At 71.3% G+C, this 18,912-nt stretch carries 13 protein-coding genes; 10 read left to right on the forward strand and 3 right to left on the reverse strand.

The genetic code is table 11. The features are described 5' to 3' along the window. Positions 1–45: 45 nt before the first annotated feature. Together TsocGM_RS16260 and TsocGM_RS16265 are read left to right on the forward strand one after the other, a co-directional pair. Positions 46–501 (forward strand): DsrE family protein, encoded by a 456-nt coding sequence (locus TsocGM_RS16260; protein WP_158633587.1) that lies wholly within the window; start codon positions 46–48, stop codon positions 499–501. Positions 502–552: 51 nt separating this feature from the next. Beyond that, entirely contained in the window at positions 553–1,119 is a 567-nt protein-coding gene (locus tag TsocGM_RS16265; protein ID WP_126726521.1) for a rhodanese-like domain-containing protein, read from the forward strand. Between the two features lie 178 nt (positions 1,120–1,297). Here TsocGM_RS16265 and TsocGM_RS16270 read toward each other — a convergent pair whose 3' ends face one another. After that, a complete protein-coding gene (locus tag TsocGM_RS16270; RefSeq protein ID WP_126726522.1) occupies positions 1,298–2,893 on the reverse strand; it encodes an alkaline phosphatase D family protein in 1,596 nt (531 codons plus the stop codon). Positions 2,894–3,335: 442 nt separating this feature from the next. Between TsocGM_RS16270 and TsocGM_RS16275 the strand changes: the two genes are divergently transcribed. Beyond that, positions 3,336–3,788, forward strand: a complete 453-nt coding sequence (locus TsocGM_RS16275) for an acyl-CoA thioesterase (protein ID WP_126726523.1) — start codon at positions 3,336–3,338, stop codon at positions 3,786–3,788. After that, positions 3,782–4,171 (forward strand): SMU1112c/YaeR family gloxylase I-like metalloprotein, encoded by a 390-nt coding sequence (gloA2, locus tag TsocGM_RS27950; protein ID WP_126726562.1) that lies wholly within the window; start codon positions 3,782–3,784, stop codon positions 4,169–4,171. The genes TsocGM_RS16275 and gloA2 overlap by 7 nt, the downstream gene beginning before the upstream one ends. A 297-nt stretch (positions 4,172–4,468) precedes the next feature. Here the strand turns inward: gloA2 and metK are convergent, their stop codons facing one another. Then, positions 4,469–5,650 (reverse strand): methionine adenosyltransferase, encoded by a 1,182-nt coding sequence (gene metK / locus TsocGM_RS16285; protein ID WP_126726524.1) that lies wholly within the window; start codon positions 5,648–5,650, stop codon positions 4,469–4,471. Positions 5,651–5,952: 302 nt separating this feature from the next. Here metK and TsocGM_RS16290 point away from each other — a divergent pair, with 302 nt between their 5' ends. Then, positions 5,953–6,546 (forward strand): DUF1579 domain-containing protein, encoded by a 594-nt coding sequence (locus TsocGM_RS16290; protein ID WP_126726525.1) that lies wholly within the window; start codon positions 5,953–5,955, stop codon positions 6,544–6,546. A gap of 121 nt (positions 6,547–6,667) precedes the next feature. On the opposite strand, the gene TsocGM_RS16295 is transcribed toward TsocGM_RS16290, so the two are convergent. Next, the gene (locus TsocGM_RS16295; RefSeq protein WP_126726526.1) at positions 6,668–7,510 is read right to left on the reverse strand and encodes a hypothetical protein; all 843 of its coding nucleotides are present in this window, start codon (positions 7,508–7,510) and stop codon (positions 6,668–6,670) included. Between the two features lie 246 nt (positions 7,511–7,756). Between TsocGM_RS16295 and TsocGM_RS16300 the strand changes: the two genes are divergently transcribed. The 5 genes from TsocGM_RS16300 (at position 7,757) to TsocGM_RS16320 (ending at position 18,783) form a co-directional block, all read left to right on the forward strand. Further along, positions 7,757–9,112, forward strand: coding sequence for an Nramp family divalent metal transporter (locus TsocGM_RS16300; RefSeq protein WP_126726527.1), 1,356 nt, complete (start codon positions 7,757–7,759; stop codon positions 9,110–9,112). A gap of 143 nt (positions 9,113–9,255) precedes the next feature. After that, positions 9,256–9,534 carry a hypothetical protein gene (locus tag TsocGM_RS16305; protein ID WP_126726528.1) on the forward strand — a complete coding sequence of 93 codons (279 nt, stop codon included), beginning with the start codon at positions 9,256–9,258 and terminating at the stop codon, positions 9,532–9,534. 55 nt (positions 9,535–9,589) lie between these two features. Continuing rightward, on the forward strand, positions 9,590–10,039 hold the full coding sequence (locus TsocGM_RS16310; RefSeq protein WP_126726529.1) for a YraN family protein: 450 nt from the start codon (positions 9,590–9,592) through the stop codon (positions 10,037–10,039). A 133-nt stretch (positions 10,040–10,172) separates the two neighbouring features. Further along, positions 10,173–10,619, forward strand: coding sequence for a Dabb family protein (locus TsocGM_RS16315; RefSeq protein ID WP_233578961.1), 447 nt, complete (start codon positions 10,173–10,175; stop codon positions 10,617–10,619). A 799-nt stretch (positions 10,620–11,418) separates the two neighbouring features. Continuing rightward, positions 11,419–18,783 carry a NosD domain-containing protein gene (locus TsocGM_RS16320; protein ID WP_126726530.1) on the forward strand — a complete coding sequence of 2,455 codons (7,365 nt, stop codon included), beginning with the start codon at positions 11,419–11,421 and terminating at the stop codon, positions 18,781–18,783. Positions 18,784–18,912: the final 129 nt, after the last annotated feature.

The raw sequence follows: 18,912 nt of genomic DNA on the forward strand, positions 1-18,912 counted from the left end.
GGGGCGTCTCTGTCATCGTTCTTGAAGTCGAGGAGCGTGATCGCGATGTCGAAACTCGGTGGGACCCTGGCCGCCGTGATGGGCCTGACCGCCTCTCTGGCCCTGGCCCGGTTCGGGGAGGGGACGGGTGTCGAGCCCATCGCCGAGGCGGCGGAGGGCCCGTTGCGGGTCGTCGTCCACGTCAACTTCGCCGACGTCAAGCGCCAGGCCGGCGGGCTGAAGAACGTGGCCAACATCCTCAAGGAGGCTCCGGACGCCCTCGTCGAGGTCGTCTGCCACAGCGACGGCATCGCGGTGGTCACCGCCGACCGCTCGGAGCACGCCGGCGCCGTCGCCGACCTGGCCGCCCGGGGCGTCCGCTTCGCCGCCTGCCGGAACACGATGCGGGAGCGGTCGATCGCCGAGGAGGACCTGCTTCCCGGCGTTGAGACCGTCCCCTCGGGCGCTGTCGAGGTCGCCCGGAAGCAGCAGATCGATGGATATGCCTACTTCAAGCCCTGAGCCCGGTCGCGGCGACGGGCCGACCGCGCGATCCTGGAGAGGAACGAACCGATGAGCGTCGAGACCATCGCGACGATTTCGCCGAAGGACCTGGAGGCGATCCGGGCCTCGGGCAAGCCGATCGACCTGATCGACGTCCGCACCCCGGTCGAGTTCCGAGAGCTGCACGCCGAACCCGCCCGCCTGGTGCCGCTCGACCAGCTTGACCCGAAGGCGGTCGTCGCCTCCCGTTCGTGCCCGGCCGACGAGCCGCTGTATGTCATCTGCCGGACCGGCAACCGCGCCCGAAAGGCGTGCGAGATGTTCGTGGCCGCCGGGATTCCCAACGTGGTCAACGTCGAGGGAGGCACGATCGCCTGGGAGCAGGCCGGGCTGCCGGTCGTCCGGGGCAAGAAGGCGATCTCGCTCGAGCGGCAGGTTCGCATCGCCGCCGGCACCCTCGTGGCGATCGGCACGGCGCTGGGAGCCTTCGTGAGCCCCTACTTCCTGGTCATCCCCGGCTTCGTTGGGTGCGGCCTGGTCTTCGCCGGCATCACCGACACCTGCGGGATGGGCATGCTCCTGGCCCGGATGCCCTGGAACCAGGTCCCCCCAAGCGGGGGCGGCTGTTCCCGATGACGCCGGGCCTTCCTGGCCGGCGCTCGGGACCGACCGACGGCGGAGGACGGAAGGCCGGCAAGCGACGGTTGACCCGCCGAGCGGGCCGAGGTCGCTCCTCCGCCTTCGCGGTTCCGCCCTCCGCCGTTCGCCGTTCGCCCGCTCGCATCCGTCGAGAGCGGGCGTTCCCCGGGCCTCGTCAGGCTGGTTCCATCCCCGCCTTCCCCGCCTCGACCACGAACGACGCCTTCGTCACGGCCGGCGCTCCGGGGGTCGTCACCTGCTCGACCACCCGGTAGTCGGTTCGCCACTCGGTCGGCGAGAGCGAGCAGCGGACGTACCCTCGCTGCGCGTTGAAGAACCGCACGCACGGGTTGGCCGAGAGCCGCTCCTCCAGGCCGGGGACGGTCGCGGAGCCGTTGCCGCCGCTGGAGATCGAGGTGCCGACGAACTCGGCGGCGACGACGGGGGCGTCGTGCTGCCGGTCGTCGACCCGAAGCTCGTTGGCCCAGTTCGAGTGGATGTCGCCGGTGAGGACGACGGGGTTGGGCACCTTCCGGTCGCGGAGGAATTCGACCAGCGCCATCCGCTCGGCGGCGTAGCCCGGCCACTGGTCCATCGAGTAGATCGGCTCGGCGACTCCGTCGGTTCGGAAGCCGACCATGCCCATCATCACCTGCTGCGCCAGCACGTTCCAGGTGCTCGTCGAGGCCAGCAGCCGGGACTTCAGCCAGCCGAGCTGCTCCCGGCCCAGCAGCGAGCCCTTCGGGTCGAGCGCCTGCTCGTTGATCGGGCTTCGGCGGTCGCCGTTGGGCTGGTCGGTGCGGTATTGCCGGGTGTCGAGCACCTGGAAGCTCGCCAGGCGGCCGAAGTCGATCGAGCGATAGAGCCGAAGCTCCGGCCCCCTCGGCAGCGACCGCCGCCGCAGCGGCATCATCTCGTAGTAGGCCTGGTAGGCGTTGGCCCTGCGCTCCAGGAAGGCGACCGGGTCGGTCCCCTCCTCCTCGGAGATCGCGCCGGCGTAATTGTTGTCGAACTCGTGATCGTCCCAGGTGACCACCCAGGGGCAAGAGGCGTGCATGGCCCTCAGGTGCTCGTCGCCTCGGTACAGGGCGTAGCGGATCCGGTAGTCGTCCAGCGACCGGATCTCGTCGCCGATGTGCTCGCGGACGCCTCCGGCTCGCGCGGCTCCTTCGTAGATGTAGTCGCCCAGGTGGAAGACCAGGTCGGGATCGTCCGCGAGCATGTACTCATAGGCGGTGTACAGGCCGCTTTCGAAGTGCTGGCAGGAGGCGAACGCGAAGGTCAGGCGGTCCGGCACCTCGTCCGAGCGGGGCATGGTTCGGGTGCGGCCGACCGGGCTCTCGGCCGCTCCGCTGTGGAAGCGGTACCAGTACCACCGCCCCGGCTCCAGCCCGTCGACCTCGACATGCACCGAGTGCCCCAATTGCGGGGTCGCCACGCTCGATCCCCGGCGGACGATGTTCGAGAACCCCTCGTCCGAGGCAACCTCCCAGCCCACCTCGACCAGCTCCGGCGCCATCCCTCCTCCCGGCTCCAGCGGCTCGGGGGCGAGTCGGGTCCACAGGACCACTCCCCTCGGCGTCGGGTCGCCGGAGGCGACGCCGCTCGAGAACGGGTCGCTCGAGAAGGTCGGATGCCGGAGCGTGCGCCCCTCGGCCCGCTGGCCGAGCACCGCGATTCCCGGCAGCGCGGCGGCCCAGGAGAGGAACAGGCGGCGGCTCACCCCGCCCTCGGATCGGGCGGCGGCGCGAAGGTCGGACGGGTCGAACATCGTCAGGGCTCCTCGAGGAGGGGATCGGCACGACTCGGCCGCGGGCCGTATCATAGCGGGCCGCTCTTCCCGGCGGCACGAGAAGATCGGGTGAATTCCCCGACTTCCCGAGGCTCCCGGCGTCGCGGACCGATCGCCGAAAACGACCTGGCCGAGGGCCCGGCCCCCCTCGTTCTTCCCAGCCTGCCGACGATACGATGGGACGCCCGACCCAAGACCGTCACCGTCTTCTTCCGCCCGCTCGAACACCGAGGGCAAGCCGATCCGTTCGGCGCCGGCGCCGCGCCGGCTCCGCTCGCGCTGCCCCGATCCTTCGGTCACCGATCACCCGGGCTCCTCCTGCTCTCCTCCCCGCTCCCGACTCCCCCGGTCCTCCGCCATCGGCCGCCGTCCTCATCGATCCGATCGCTGTCAAGGTGTTGTCCGCGCTTCCGAGGCCCCCATGTCCCAGCCCCTTCGGTTCGAGCACCCCCTCGTCGTCTCTCCCGACGACATCGACCTCATGGGCCACGTCAATAACGTCGTCTACCTCCGCTATGCCCAGGATGCCGCCGTCGCCCACTGGCGAGCCGTCGCCGCCCCCGAATTCGCCCAGGGCCTTCTCTGGGTCGTCCGACGCCACGAGATCGACTACCTCCGCCCCGCCTTGCCCGGAGACGCCCTGCTCGCCCGCACCTGGGTGGGAGAGGCCGAGGGGGCGAGCATGGAGCGCTTCGTCGAGATCACCCGGCCCGCCGACGCTCGCCTGCTCGCCCGGGTCCGCACCGTCTGGGTCGCCGTCGACCCCCGCTCCCATCGCCCCCGACGCGTTCCCGAGGCCCTCCGCCTCCTCTTCTTCGAGCCGGCGCCCGCCGAAGAAGCCGAGTCCCCAGGTCCTGAACCCGAGGCATCCTGAGGCTCCTGAGCGTTCACCACGTCGCCCTCATCCGCTCCGACGACGTCCCCTCCCGACGGTTCTACGTCGAGACGATCGGCCTCGAGATCGTCTCCGAGACCGTCCGCCAGGCCCGAGACTCCCACAAGCTCGACCTCCGCCTGCCCGACGGCACCCAGCTCGAACTCGTCTCGTTCCCCGACCCCCCGCCTCGTCCCAGCGATCCCGAGGCCCGGGGCCTCCGCCACCTCGCCTTCGAGGTCGACGACCTCGACCGAGTCGTCACCACCCTCCCGTCTCGGGGCGTCTCCGTCGAGCCCATCCGCCTCGAGGAGCTGACTGGCACGCGCTTCACCGTCCTCGCCGACCCCGACGGCCTCCCCCTGGAGCTTTACGAGCGCTGATCCCGGAGCGCCGATGCCGACGGAGGAGTGACGCCGTGGGGGGCTTCCTGCGGGGAAGGAGTGTCGGGGATCGTGTCCGCCCCGGGATCGGGAGCTTTCCGGATCCGGGGGAGGCCTGATTCCGGCCCCCAACCGGAGCGCGACTCCTCCGAGGATCTCCCGAGCTCCCCATCGACGAGGGCCGCCCGACGACCTCGGAAACGACGCCGCCCGCCGGGAGGGGCTCCTCGGCGGGCGGCGGGTCGAGACGGAAGTCGGATCGGATCGGATCGGATCGGATTGGGGAGAGGGCGCCGGTCAGGCGACCACGGCGGCGGCGGCCTGCTGGAGGGCGGCGGCCTTGTCGGTCTTCTCCCAGGTGAACTCGGGTTCGGAGCGGCCGAAGTGGCCGCCGGCGGCGGTCTTGCGGAAGATCGGCCGGCGCAGGTCGAGGTACGAGATGATCCCGGACGGGGTGAGCGGGAAGTGCTCGCGGATCAGCGCCTCGATGCGGTCGTGCGGGATGGTGCCGGTGCCGAAGGTATCGACGTGGATGCTGACCGGGGCGCTGACGCCGATGGCGTAGGCCAGTTGCACCTCGCACTTCGTCGCCAGCCCGGCGGCGACGATGTTCTTGGCCACGTAGCGGGCCATGTAGGCGGCCGAGCGGTCGACCTTCGTGGGGTCCTTGCCGCTGAAGGCGCCGCCGCCGTGGCGGCCGGCGCCGCCGTAGGTGTCGACGATGATCTTCCGGCCCGTCAGGCCGGCGTCGCCGTGCGGCCCGCCGACGATGAACTGGCCGGTCGGGTTGATATGGTAGGTCGGCTCGCCCTGGACCAGCTCCTTCGGCAGGCAGGGCTCGACGACCTCCTTGATGATCGTCTGCCGGATTGTCGCGTGGTCGATCCCCGGGTCGTGCTGGGTGGAGACGACCACGGTGTCGATCCGGATCGGCTTGCCGTCGTCGTACTCGACGGTCACCTGGCTCTTGCTGTCGGGGCGCAGCCAGGCGATGCGGCCGGACTGGCGGACCTCGGTGATCTTGTTGATAATCCGGTGCGCCAGGGCGATCGGCAGCGGCATCAGCTCGGGCGTCTCGTCGCAGGCGAAGCCGAACATCAGGCCCTGGTCGCCGGCGCCGATGTCCTTGCCCGTGGCGGCGTCCTCGTTGACCCCCATGGCGATGTCGGGAGACTGCCGGCCCAGGGCGACCATCACGCCGCAGGTGTCGGCGTCGAAGCCCATGGCGCTGGAGGTGTAGCCGATCTCCCGGACGATCTGACGGACGACGTCAGGGTAGTTGACCGTCGCGGTGGTGGTGATCTCTCCCGCCAGGACGACCAGGCCGGTGGTCAGCAGCGTCTCGCAGGCCACCCGGGCGTTGGGGTCCTGGGCCAAGATGGCGTCCAGGATGCCGTCGGAGATCTGGTCGGCCATCTTGTCGGGATGGCCCATCGAGACCGACTCACTGGTGAACAGGTAGCGGTGATTCTCGGACACGGGCAGGCCTCTCCTGCGGTCGGTGCGGGGGCGGGGGCGCCGGTCGGGTGACGCGCCGTCGCGAGATCGCCCCTCCCCAAGGGCCGCGGACTCCGTTTCGAGGGGCGAGTTTATCAAGGGGCGCTCCGCGGTGTAAAGCCAAGCCGGGCTTGACCGTGTGCCCGTCACCACGTCCGCTGGCGCCCTTCCGAGCCGTTTTCCCCTGGACAGATCGGAGACATCCGTACATACTGCCGCCGTCCGTCCTGTCCGGGCGTTCACTCGGAGGCGGACCCAGCGGTGCCTCTCGACGGAGCAGACCGATGCATCGAGCGACGATCGCGCCCGGACTGGCCGCCCTGCTGACCGCGGCCCTGGCGTCTTCCTCCGCCCTCGGTCAGGACGACGCCCCGGCTTTCCCGGCCCGGCCGACCGCCGAGCACGAGGTGCTCAAGGGGGATGTCGGCACCTGGGACGCCGAGATCAAGACCTACATGAATGGCCCCGACGCCCCTCCCGAGGTCTCCAAGGGGGTCGAGACTAACCGGATGCTCGGCGACCTGTGGCTCATCAGCGCGTTCGAGGGCACCTTCGGCGGCATGCCCTTCTCCGGCCACAGCCAGATCGGCTTCGACCCCCGGGTCGATCGCTTCGTCATGACCTGGGTCGATTCGGTCAGCACCACCATGATGTCCCTGACCGGGACCTACGACGCCGAGACGAAGACCCTGACGATGACCGGCAAGGCCTTCGACCCGATGCTCGACAAGGAGGTCGAACAGAAGGCGATCGGCCGCACCATCGACGACGACCATCGCGTCTTCGTCATGTACATGAAGGCCCCCGAATACGGCGACGACTGGATCAAGGGCATGGAGATCCAGTACACCCGGCGCCCCTCCGGCTCGACGAAGTGACCCGCCTCCAGGAATCGTTCCGGTGAGGGTTGGCGGAAGCGATCGGGCCGATGGCGGGCGATCCGAACAGCGCCATCGGGCCTCGGTCCGCCGGCCGGCCTTGGTCATCGGGCCTCGGCTCTCAGCCGTCGGCTCCGGGTTCCTCCCCCTGGTTCCGGTCCCGCTCCCGGTCCCTGCGGTACCAGGCCCAGAGCAGCCGGAGCGTGGTGTCGTCGATCATCGCCTGAGCGCTGGGGTAGGTGGTCGGCTCGGCCTCCTCCCCCGGGTCGAGCAGGGCCCGGGTGGAGGGGGTGACGTGGGCGTGGTCGGCCCGCTCGAGCAGCTCCCGGAGGAAGACCGGGAAGTTCTCGGCGGCCGAGGGGCGGAGGCGGTCGCCAAGGTCGCTGTAATTCATCTGGTCGGCGACGATCCGGAAGGCGATCAGCGGATCGGTGCGGACCAGGTGCAGCTCGGTCGTCGGGTCTCGGGAGATGCGCTGGGCCCTCCGGGTGCGGGGGGCTCTCGGGCCTCGGAGGATCAGGGCGTTGAGCCCGGCGCTCAGGGTGCCGGCCCAGCCGGGGCCCTTGGGGTCGCGGAACTCGTCCTGGGAGGCGATCCGGGCCGCGTGGATCAGCTCCAGCTTGGCCCAGGGGATCCAGTGAGCGGGCTCTCCGCGCAGGCCGCCGATGCTCAGCCCGTCCCCGAGGATCGCCGCCCGGTGGACCGACCGGGGGGGGACGAGCTTCGGCACGGTGTCCACCCGGCGGGCCTCGGCGGCGATTCCCTGCTCGTACAGCGCGTCGAGCAGCTCCCGGGCCTCCCCCTTGGCCAGCGGCCAGGGGAGGATGCCGGGGGCCCGCTTGACCCACTGCATGGCCTCGGTCGGGTGGAGCCCCATCACGGCCCGAAACAGGTCGCGCAGCGCCTGGGGGTCGTCGGGGGCGTCGAAGAGGATCAGCCGGTAGTCGTTCTCGGGCATGGGCATCCGACCGTGGTACTCGGGTCCTCTTCGGGGCGATCGGCCTCATTGAGCTTACGCCCCCCCTCCGCCGCCGGCCAGGGGGGATCCCTCCCCGGCGGGGCATCGACGGGGAAGGGCGGACGGGGTATAAGTCCCGGGGTGGCCCCGGCCGACCGGCCGGGACGGGCCGCGCCTCGCAACGCGGCTCGGCACCGCACCGCATCGCACCGCACCGCGCGGCGACCAGGGCAATCAACCGCCGGAGGACCGATGGCGATCCCCGGGAGGATCAGGGCGATTCTGGGCTCGATCGGGCCGGGGCTGATCATCGCCTCGGTCTGCCTCGGCCCCGGCAGCGTGACGACCGCGTCGAAGATTGGGGCTGAATATGGCTACATGCTCATCTGGGTCGTCGTGCTCGCCTCGGCGGCCATGATGATGTACACCGCCATGGGGGCCCGCTTCGGCGCCACCCAGTCGCGGTCCTTTCTCCAGGCCGTGGCCGACCGCTACGGCCGATGGTTCGCCGTCCTGATCGGCCTGGCGTCGTTCTTGATGTCGGCCAGCTTCCAGTTCGGCAACAACCTCGGCGTGACCACCGCCACGGCGACGATCACCGGAGACTGGGCCTCCCGCACCCTCTCCCACCTTCTCGGCCGCCCGGTGGTCGAGGAGCAGGTCTGGCCCCTGGTCTTCACCGGCGCGGCCCTGCTGATGGTCCTCTTCGCGAAGGACCTGTACCGGGTGGTCGAGCGGGTGATGATCGTCCTGGTGCTGATCATGATCGGCGCCTTCCTCGCCAACCTCGTCGTGGCCCGGCCCGACCTGGCCTCGGCCGCCGAAGGGCTCGTCCCCCGGATCCCTCCCGGGGGAGGGGGGACGACGGTGATCGCCGCCATGGTCGGCACGACCTTCGTGCTGCACGCCTGCCTCTACCAGTCGTACCTGGTGCAGTCCAAGGGCTGGCGGCTGCCGGATGTCCGCAAGGGGCTGGTCGACTCGATCGTCGGCATCGCGCTGCTGGCGACGATCAGCGTGTTGATCATGCTCACCTCGGCCGCGGCGCTGAAGCCCCGGGGCATCGTCATCGCCGACGCGGCCGAGATGGCCCTTCAGCTCCAGGCGGCCTTCGGGCCGGCCTCCAAGGCGATCTTCTGTCTGGGGTTCTGGTCGGCGGCCTTCTCCTCGATCCCGGTCAACGCGCTGGTCGGCGGCGGCCTGCTGGCCGACGGACTGGGCCTGGGGCACCGGATGGACCAGAAGTGGCCGAGGAGACTCACCCTGGCGATCATGCTCATCGGCATGGTTGTGGCCATGATGCCGCAGGAGAACCGGGCCAACGCCCTGGTCATCGCCCAGGCGGCCACGATGCTCGCCGTGCCGGCCGTCGGGGTGGGGATGTTCCTGATGCTCAACGACCGCTCGGTGATGGGCCGGTTCGCCAACTCCTGGCGGCAGAACGTGCTGGCCGGCTTCGGCCTGGTGCTGGTGCTGGTGCTCTCGGTGGCGACCTACGGCAAGCTGATCGACCAGATCGGCAAGGTCCGGGACCAGTGGCGCTCTCCCGAGCCGGCCGGCTCGACGGCCGAGGCCTCCCCCGAGCCTGAGCCCCCCGGTTCGGACTAGGCGCGGGGGGCGATCCGTGGCAGGATTCCGCCGCACTCCTCTCGAGTCGCGGCGGCGTTCGCCCGCCGCCGGCCTCTTCGAGCGCCCGAAGTCCGAACAGATCGGCCGGCCCGACCGCTCGGGCCGGTAGGGGACGAGTCGCCATGGAACGGTGCCCGGTCCGGATCGCCCTGGCGGCCGCCTGCCTCTGCCTGGCGGCGGCCAGCCCGGGATGCAACGCCCTCGGCCTGGGGAAGGGCAAGGACGCCCAGTCCGACCAGGCCCCCTTCTACGACGAGTTCTTCGGCCAGGACGACCCTCCCATCTCCTCCTCCGTTCCCGAGGACGAGGCCCCCACCCGCCTCTTCAAGCGCAACCGCTTGCCAGGCGGGCTCAGCTCGGAGGCGAGGGAAATCGAGCGCGGTTCGTTTAATATTTATTGAGTTGGGTGGCTGATGCCGGGTGAGGCGGCCGGAGCCTCGGGTCGGGAGGGACGGCATGCTCGGCTTCCGGCTGCCGTTTCGTCTCGGTTCGCTCCCGGGCCGAGCGGAGCGGCCCTGGAACCGCTGGTTCGGCGATCGGGGAGAGCGCGAGGCGGCCCGGTCCCTCCGACGCCAGGGGATGACGATCCTCTCGCGAAACTACCGGACCGCCCAGGGCGAGATCGACCTGATCGCCCGGGACCGAGAGACCCTTGTCTTCGTCGAGGTCAAGACGAGGAGACAGGGGGAGCCGGCCGAAGCGGTCACGCTCGCCAAGCAACGGCGAGTCACCCTGGCGGCGCTGCACTTCCTCAAGCGGCACGGCCTGCTTGACGCCCCGAGGCCGGTTTGCTGCCGGTTCGACATCGTCGCCATCGTCTGGCCCGAGGGCTGGGGCCGGCCTCAGATCGAGCACCTCCCGGACGCCTTCGAGGCGGTCGGGCCCCCGGGCCAGTTCTTCCGGTGAGCTCGGCCCCTGGCCCGTCCGGCGGCCCGGCTTTACAATCGGCCCCGATCGGCCGGGCCGGGGAGGACCGGGCCGGCCGAGGGAACGGGCCGCCGGGCGGCGGCCCGGGGATCGACACCGGGAGAGACCATCGATGCGCACGTCCCTGCTCCGCCCCGCCTTCGCCGCCGTCGCCGCGGCCGCCGTGACCGCCGCCATCCTGACGATGACCAGCCGCTCCGACGCCGGCCCCGCCCGGGCCGCCGCCGCCCCGCTGGCCCACATGGTGTTCTTCACCCTGGCCAACCGCTCCGAAGAGGACGCCCAGAAGCTCGTCGACGCCTGCCAGAAGTACCTGAGCGGCCACGAGGGCACGGTCTACTTCTCCGTCGGCACCCGGGCCGAGGAGCTCGACCGAGACGTCAACGTCACCGACTTCGACGTCGCCCTGCACCTGGTCTTCGACAGCAAGGCCGCCCACGACACCTACCAGGAGCACCCGCGCCACCTGGAGTTCATCGAGAAGAACCGCTCGCTCTGGTCCGGCGTCCGCGTCTTCGACTCCTACCTCGCCGGCCCGTCGAGCGGCGCGACCCGCTGAGCCGGCATCCCGGAGCGAATCGGTTCCCGAGGGGGCCCGTCTCGCGATCGCTCCGACGGCACTCGCCCCGGGCGGTCGCCGATGATCCGGGGAGGGAAGCGGCCGACGGCGTCCGAGGATCGGGCCCTGGAGGGGCCGGACGATCGATCGGTCGTCCGGGCCTCCCGACCTCGGAGCCGGGCCCTCCCCGTCCCCTCCTCCCGGATCCGGGAGGAGGAACCGGGACGACGGCGACGAGGGCCGGAACCCCTCTCGCCGGGAGATCGGGACGCCATCCGATCGCATCGGGATCGCTCCGTCCGGGATGGAATGGAAGTCGTTCTCGGCAAGGGAGATATGCGGCCAACAGGGACGGGGCTTCGGGGATCGGCACCGGCGCCGAACCCAGTCGGAGCGGGGATCCGGACGCGGTCCGGATCCCCGAGGAACCCCCTTCCGTCGTCTCGGACGGGGGGAGGCCGCGCGCCTAGGAGCCCGGTGGCGCTGTCGGGCGAACTAGGACAGTTGCGAAGCCTGAAGCGTCGTGGGAAACTATGCGTCCTCGCCGCCGGAGGAGCCCGGATCGGCCTGCTTGCGGACAGGCATGGATGGTCGATAGTTTGGGGCGCGATCGGGGAACGAGGCCAGGGACCCGGGCGAGTCGCCCGGGACGGGCGGAGGATCGCCCGGCGGGGCGTCGGACAGCAACAAGGATCGAGCGATGAGCAGACGCGGTCGTCCAGGGAGGAATCGGCCCCGACGCCAGAGGCGGGGGGTTGGGGGGCTGCGCCCGGCGGCGGAGCCGATGGAGCGGCGGCAGTTGCTGGCGACGATCCCGGTGACGAGCCTGGGGGACTCGGCGGCGACGAATGACGGTGTGGTGACGCTCCGCGAGGCGATCGCGGCGATCAACAACCCCGGATCGGTCGCGCCGGGGTCCGATGTGGCGACGGCGGTTTCGGGGGTCTTCGGGACGGACGACCGGATCGTCTTCTCCGTGGCCGGGACGATCGCGCTGGGTTCCAGCCTGCCGGTAATCGCCAACCCGGTCGAGATCGACGGCCGGACGGCCCCGGGGTTCGTGGACCGGCCGGTGGTGACGGTGGATGGCGGGGGGACGGTCGACAACACGATCCGGGTGGCCGCGCCGAACGTGGCGCTGCGGTCGCTGGCGGTGGTGAGGAGCCGGGGGCCCGGGATCTTGATCTCCGGGACCGGGGCGACGGGGGCGGTGCTGACGGGCAATCACGTCGGGGTGGCCGCCGACGGCTCGACGAAGCTGCCGAACAACGGCGGCGGGGTGCGGATCGAGGGGGGGGCCGGCCTGGCCACGATCGGGGGGGCCACCTCCTCTCCGTTCTCCCCCGGGACGATCGGGAACGTGATCTCCGGGAACCTGAACGACAACATCCGGGTCGATGGCGGCCAGGGGGTCTGGATCGCGGGGAATCGGATCGGCACGGACCGATCGGGGACGGTCGCGCTGGGGGATCCGGACGGGGACGGCGTCTCTCAGGGGATCAACCTGGTCGGCGGCTCGGGGCACACGATCGGAGGGCTGTCGGCCGCCGAGGGGAACCTGATCTCGGGCAACGCGATCAATGGGATCCAGACCTCGAATTCCTCGGGCAACCGGATCGTCGGCAACCGGATCGGCACCGACGCCTCGGGGACGACCGCGGTGCCGAACCAGAGCCAGGGCATTAGCCTCCAGGCGGGCTCTCGGGCGAACACCGTGGGGGGGACGAACGCCTCTCCGTTCGCGCTGTCGGTCGGCAACCAGATCGCGGGGAACCGGGACGCCGAGGTCCGATTGGTGGGACCGGGGACCTCGGGGAACCTGGTGGCCGGGAACTTCATCGGGGTGAACGCCGACGGGACGGCGGACATCGGCAGCCCGATGTTCATCACCTCGGGGGTGAACCTGACGTCGGCCTCGGCGAACACGATCGGCGGGCTGACCCCGGGGATGGGGAACGTGATCTCGGGGAACGCCGGGGGGGGCGTCCTGATCGTGGGCGCCTCGTCCTCGGCGAACCTGGTGCTGGGGAACCGGATCGGCACGAACGCCGCCGGCACCGCGGCCATCCCCAACCCGGGGGACGACGGGGTCGAGATCAACGGAGGCGTGGCGAACACCATCGGCGGGGCGGCCTCCGGGGCCCGGAACGTGATCTCGGGCAACGGGGCCGCTGGCGTCCGGCTTCGGGGAGCCGCCTCGGCCAACGTCGTCCAGGGGAACTTCATCGGCACGGATGCCACTGGGGCGTTCGCCCTGCCCAACGCGACCAACGGCGTGGAGATCATGCCCGGCGCCGTCGCCAACCGGATCGGCGGCGTGAACGCGGCGAGCGGCGTGCTGACGGCCGGCAACCTGATCTCCGGCAACAGCCGCAACGGCGTCCTGGTCTCGGGCCCGGGGGCGTCGGGGAACGTCGTGCTCGGGAACTTCATCGGGACGGACGTGGCGGGGACCCGGGCGCTGGGGAACTCGATCCACGGCGTCTGGCTGGACGGCGCGTCGGGCAACACGATTGGCGCGGTCAACGTCGCCCTGACTCCGGGGGTGCTCACCGCCGGCAACCTCGTCTCGGGCAACGGGGCAGACGGGATCCGGATCGGGGTCCAGGTCAATAATCAGGGGGAGGCGGTCTCCTCGTCGTCGGGGAACCTGGTGCTCGGCAACTTCGTGGGCTCGGACGTGTCGGGCTCGGTCCCGGTCGGGAACTCGGGGGCGGGGATCGCGCTGGACGGGCCCTCGAATTCGGTCGGCGGCGTCTCGGGGAACACGATCGGGGGGGCCAACGGCTCGCCGTTCGCGCTCTCGGCGGGCAACCTGATCTCCGGGAACGTCCGGGTCGGGCTGAGGATGGGGGGCCCGGCGGCGTCGGGGAACCTGGCGATCGGGAACTTCGTGGGATCGAACGCCGGGGGCTCCGCCGCGCTGCCCAACGGCCGGGCGCCGACGATGGCCGGGCCGATCGACACCAGCCAGGGGATCGGCGTCTTCCTCGAGCAGGGGGCGTCGGCCAACACGATCGGCCCGGGGAACCTCGTCTCCGGCAACGTGAACTCGGGGGTCGTGATCGACGCCAGCCCGGGGAACCTCGTCTCGGGGAGCCGGATCGGCTCGAACGCCTCCGGGACGGGCTCGGTGCCCAACGGCCTGGGGGTGCCGCTGCCGGCCGGCGCGACCGACCCGACCGGGTTCAACGGCAACGGCGTGCTGCTACGCAACGGAGCCGTGGGGAACACGATCGGCGGCGAGAACGCCAATCCCCTCGGGGCGCTGACCAGGGGGAACCTGATCTCGGGGAACACGGGGCACGGCGTCGCCGTGATCGGGGCCGGCTCGTCGGCGAACCTGATCGCGGGGAACCGGATCGGCACCGACTCCTCGGGAGCCGTCGCCCTGGGCAACGGGCTGGACGGCGTGGAGGTGATCGCCGCGATCGGCACCACGATCGGGGGGGCGGTGCCCGGCCTCCGGAACCTGATCTCGGGGAACTTCGACGACGGCATCCAGGTCGAGGACGGGACCACGGCGGCCGTCATCTTCGGCAACTACATCGGCACGAACGCCGCCGGGTCGGCCGCGATCGGCAACGGCAGCTTCGGCGTCTCGATCTTCGACAGCTCGGCCAACGTCATCGGCGGCAACCTGATCTCGGGGAACTTCGACGGCGTCAGCATCCTCGACTCGCAGACGACCCCCAGCGTGCCCACGACCGGCAACCGAGTGGTGGGCAACTTCATCGGCACCGACGCCTCCGGCACCGTCGCCCTGGGGAACCGGGACGACGGGGTCCAGATCGTCGATTCGACCGGCAACACCATCGGCGGCCTCGACCCGGCCGAGGCCAACCTGATCTCCGGCAACCGCCGGGGGGTGGTCATCGGCCAGGGGCAGGGGAGGACGACCGGCAACCTGGTCGTCGGCAACCGGATCGGCACGAACGCCTCCGGGTCGGCCGCGCTGGGCAACGCTCAGGAGGGCGTGCTGCTGGCCTCGGGAGCCGTGGGCAACACGATCGGGGGCGAGAACGCCGGCGCCGGCCAGCGGACGGCCGGCAACCTGATCTCCGGCAACGGCGGTTCGGGGATCCGCGTCCTCGGCGAGGGGGCCTCGGGCAACCTGCTGCTGGGGAACTCCATCGGCACCGGGGCGGCCGGCGCCGTGCCCATCGGCAACGGGGTCGACGGGATCCGGATCGAGGGGAGGCCCTCGAACACGATCGGGGGCGTGAACCCCCCGGCCGGCGGCCTGACGGCGGGCAACCTGGTTTCCGGAAACGCCGGGGCCGGCATCCGCCTCATCGGAGCGGGTGCCTCGGGCACGTTGATCCTGGGCAACTTCGTGGGGACCGACCTCGGCGGGACCGCCGCGATCGGCAACGTCGAGGACGGCATCCGCCTCGAATCGGCCGGCCGGAACACGATCGGAGCCAATGCCGACGGCTCCCGGAACGTCATCGCCGCCAGCGGAGGGGCGGGCGTTCGGATCGTCGGCCCGGGGGCGTCGCTGAACGTCGTCGCCGGCAACCGGATCGGCACGAACGCCTCCGGGTCGGCCGCGCTGGGCAACGCCGACGGCGTCCGGATCGGCCCCGACGCGCCGAACAACGCGATCGGAGACGGGAACGTGATCTCCGGCAACCGCCAGGCCGGCGTCCGGATCGAGGGGGCCGGCAGCACGGCCAACGCCGTGGCGGGGAACTTCATCGGCCTGGGCCCCGACGGCATCACCCCGCTGGGCAACGGCGGAGACGGCGTGAGGGTCGAGGGGGCGTCGGGGAACACCATCGCCAGCAACGTGGCCTCGAGCAACGTCGGCTGGGGAGTGGCCCTGGTCGGCCCCGGCTCGTCGGGGAACGTCGTGCGATCGAACCGGATCGGCACCGGAGACGCCGCCCGGCTCGACCGAGGCAACCGGACCGGCGGCGTGCTGGTCGACGGCTCGGCAGGCAACGAGGTCGGCGGCCTGGAGGCGGGCCAGGGGAACATCGTCTCGGGCAACGACGGCTCGGGAATCCTCCTGCTCGGGTCGGGAGCCTCGGGCAACCTCGTCTCGGGGAACGTGGTCGGCCTGGATGCCACCGGCCTGGCGGCGCTGGGGAATACCGGCGACGGCATCGCGCTGCTCGACGGCGCCTCGGGGAACACCGTCGGCGGGGCGCAACTGGCCGCCGGCAACATCGTCTCGGGCAACGGGGCCGACGGCGTGGTGATCGCCGGCGGGTCGGCCCGGAACCTCGTCTCCGGGAACCTGATCGGCTCGAACGCCTCGGGAGACGGGGCCGTGGGGAACGCCGCGACGGGGGTGCGGATCTCCGGCTCCTCGGACAACACCGTCGGCGGCCGGGTGAACCTGATCTCCGGCAACGGCGCCTTCGGCGTCGCCATCGCCGGACCGGAGGCGTCGGGGAACCTCGTCTCCGGGAACCTGATCGGCACCGACCTGTCGGGCCGGGCGAGCCTTGGCGGCCAGCAGGTCGGCCTGGTGATCCTCAACGCTCCGGGCAACACCGTGTCCGGGGGGAACGTCATCGGCGGGCACTCCAGCGACGGCGTCCAGCTGCTCGGCCCCGGTTCGTCGGGGAACCTCGTCGCCGGCAACGTCATCGGCACCGACGAGGGCGGCCTCGTCGGCCTGGGGAACAACCGAGGCGTCTTCCTCGACGGCTCCCCGGGCAACTCGATCCGGGCCAACGTCATCTCCGGGAACCGGAGCGACGGCGTGGTCCTGATCAACGGCTCGTCAGACAACCTGCTGGCCGCCAATCTCATCGGCCTGGCCGGCTCGGGAGGGGCGGTCTCGCGGGGGAATGTCAGCGGCGTGCTGATCGTCGGGGCCCACCGCAACACCCTGGACGCGAACGTCCTGTCGGGCAACTCCGGCTTCGGCGTGGCGCTGGCGGGCACCTCGGGGAACGTGCTGTCGGGCAACCTCATCGGCGTCGGCCCCGGGGGAGCGACGGCGAGGGGGAACGCCCTGCACGGCGTCATGGTCCTGGCGGCGACGGCCAACACGCTCTCCGGGAACGTCATCTCGGCCAACCGGCTCTACGGCGTCGAACTGCGGACGGGCTCCTCGGGGAACGTGCTGCTCGACAACCGGATCGGCACCGACGGCTCGGGCAACGCGCCGCTGGGCAACGCCCGGGAAGGGGTGTACCTGGAACTGGCCTCCGACAACCGCCTGGAGCGGAACGTCATCTCGGCCAACGGCTCCGACGGCGTGAAGCTGATCGGCGGCTCGTCGCACAACGTCCTCGTGGCCAACCTCGTCGGCACGAACGCCGCCGGGTCGTCGGCCCTGGGCAACCAGGGCAGCGGCATCCTGATCGCGGCCTCGCCGAACAACGCGATGCAGGGGAACGTCACCTCGGGCAACCTGGGGTTCGGCATCGCCATCGCCGGGTCCTCGGGGAACGTGGTGGCCGACGGCTTCGTCGGCACCGACCTCGGCGGCGCTCACGGGCTGGGGAACGTCTCGGTCGGCGTCCTGCTGCTCAACGCCTCGAACAACGCGGTGTTCACCTCGACGATCTCTAGCAACGGGGCGCAGGACATCCAGGGGAACGTCCGGATCTTCGGGCCGGGATCGGTGGGGAACCTGCTGGCCGGCAACCGGATCGGCACCGACTCGTCGGGCTCCCGGTCGCTCGACGTCAATGCCTCCGGGGTCCGAGTCGACGAGCCGATCCCCCCCGGGGACGGCACTCCCCCGGCCGGCGACCGCCGGATCTTCGACCCGCGCAACGACGGCGTCGTGATCGCCGGGGGAGCCTCGGCGAACACGATCGGAGGCGTCGGCGGCGACGGGAACCTGATCAGCGGCAACCGGATCGGCGTCTACATCCGGGGCCAGTCGCCGGGGAACATCGTGCTCGGCAACCGGATCGGCACGAATGCCGACGCCTCCGCCTCGGTGGGCAACGGCGACGGCGTGATCGTGATGAACTCGTCGGGGAACACCATTGGCGGCGTCGGCTCCCCGGCGCGCAACGTCATCTCCGGCAACCTGGAGGTCGGCGTCCGCCTGACCAGCATCGCCTTCGAGGAGCCGATGGCGCCGGCCTCGGGGAACGTGGTCGCCGGCAACTACATCGGCACCAACGCCTCCGGCACCGCCGCGATCCCCAACCGGCAGGGGGTCTTCGTCTACGGGGCGTCGGGCAACCAGATCGGCCTGGGCAGCTACACCGACCCGAACGGCGGCGGCAACCTGCTCTCGGGGAACCGGGAGCTTGGCCTCCAGATCCTCAACGCCGACACGATCAACGCCGCCACCGTGATCACCCCGGCCGGGCCGGTGATCGCACCGAACCCGGCCGTCGCGGGGGCCGTGACCTCCGGGAACGTGGTGGCCGGCAACCGGGTCGGCACCGACGCCTCCGGGACCTCCCGCCTGCCAAACTTCCAGGGGATCTTCCTGAGCGACGCCCCCGGGAACTCGGTGGTCGGCAACCTGATCAGCGGCAACACGCAGGTTGGGTTGAACATCACCGCATTCAACGCCGTCAACAACGTGGTGGCCGGCAACCGGATCGGCCCCGACGTGAACGGCAACGTCGGCAACGCCTCCAACGGCTTCGGCGACTCCAGGGGGCTGGGCTCCGGGCTGTTCCTGAACCAGGTGGTCGACGGGGCGAACGTGATCGCCCCCGACAATGACATCCGGGGGAACGCCGGCGCCGAGATCCGCACCCGTCGGATCTCCTCCGGGCCGTTGGTCGAGGGGGTGATCCCGGTGTTCGACCCGAGCACCGGAGCGATCGTCCGCCTGGACGTCCGCATCAACGGCTACCTCGACCGCAACGCCGCCGTCACGCTCAACCCGGGCAACTACGCCATCGCTCCGGTTGGAGGAGGCCCGGCGGTCGGCATCGCCTCGGTGAGCTACGACGAGATCGCCCGGCTGGTGTCGATCACGCCGGCCTCGCCGCTGGCCCCCGGCCAGTCGTTCGAGCTGACGCTCGTCGGCCGGGCGCCGGGAGGCCTTCGCTCCCGGCCCGGGGTCGGCATCGCCCCGGCCTTCCTGGACGGGAACACCGACGGCCGGGCCGGCGACAACTTCTCCCAGGTCGTCGCCGTTCCGGCCCGGTCGGCCTCCGCCGCGCTGAGGGCCCGGCTCGTCGACGTCCTCTCCTCGAACGACGACCTGCCCGGCCGGGGCGTCTGATCGATCGAGCCCTCGCCGGGAGGTCCGGCGCTCCGGCAGACTCCCCTTCGGCCGACCCGAGGGGCCGGGATCGACGCGACCCCGGCCCCCTCCGCCCATTCCATCGTCCGCCTCCCTCGGCCTTCGGGA

It is taken from the genome of Tautonia sociabilis (assembly GCF_003977685.1).
Classification (GTDB): Bacteria; Planctomycetota; Planctomycetia; order Isosphaerales; family Isosphaeraceae; genus Tautonia; species Tautonia sociabilis.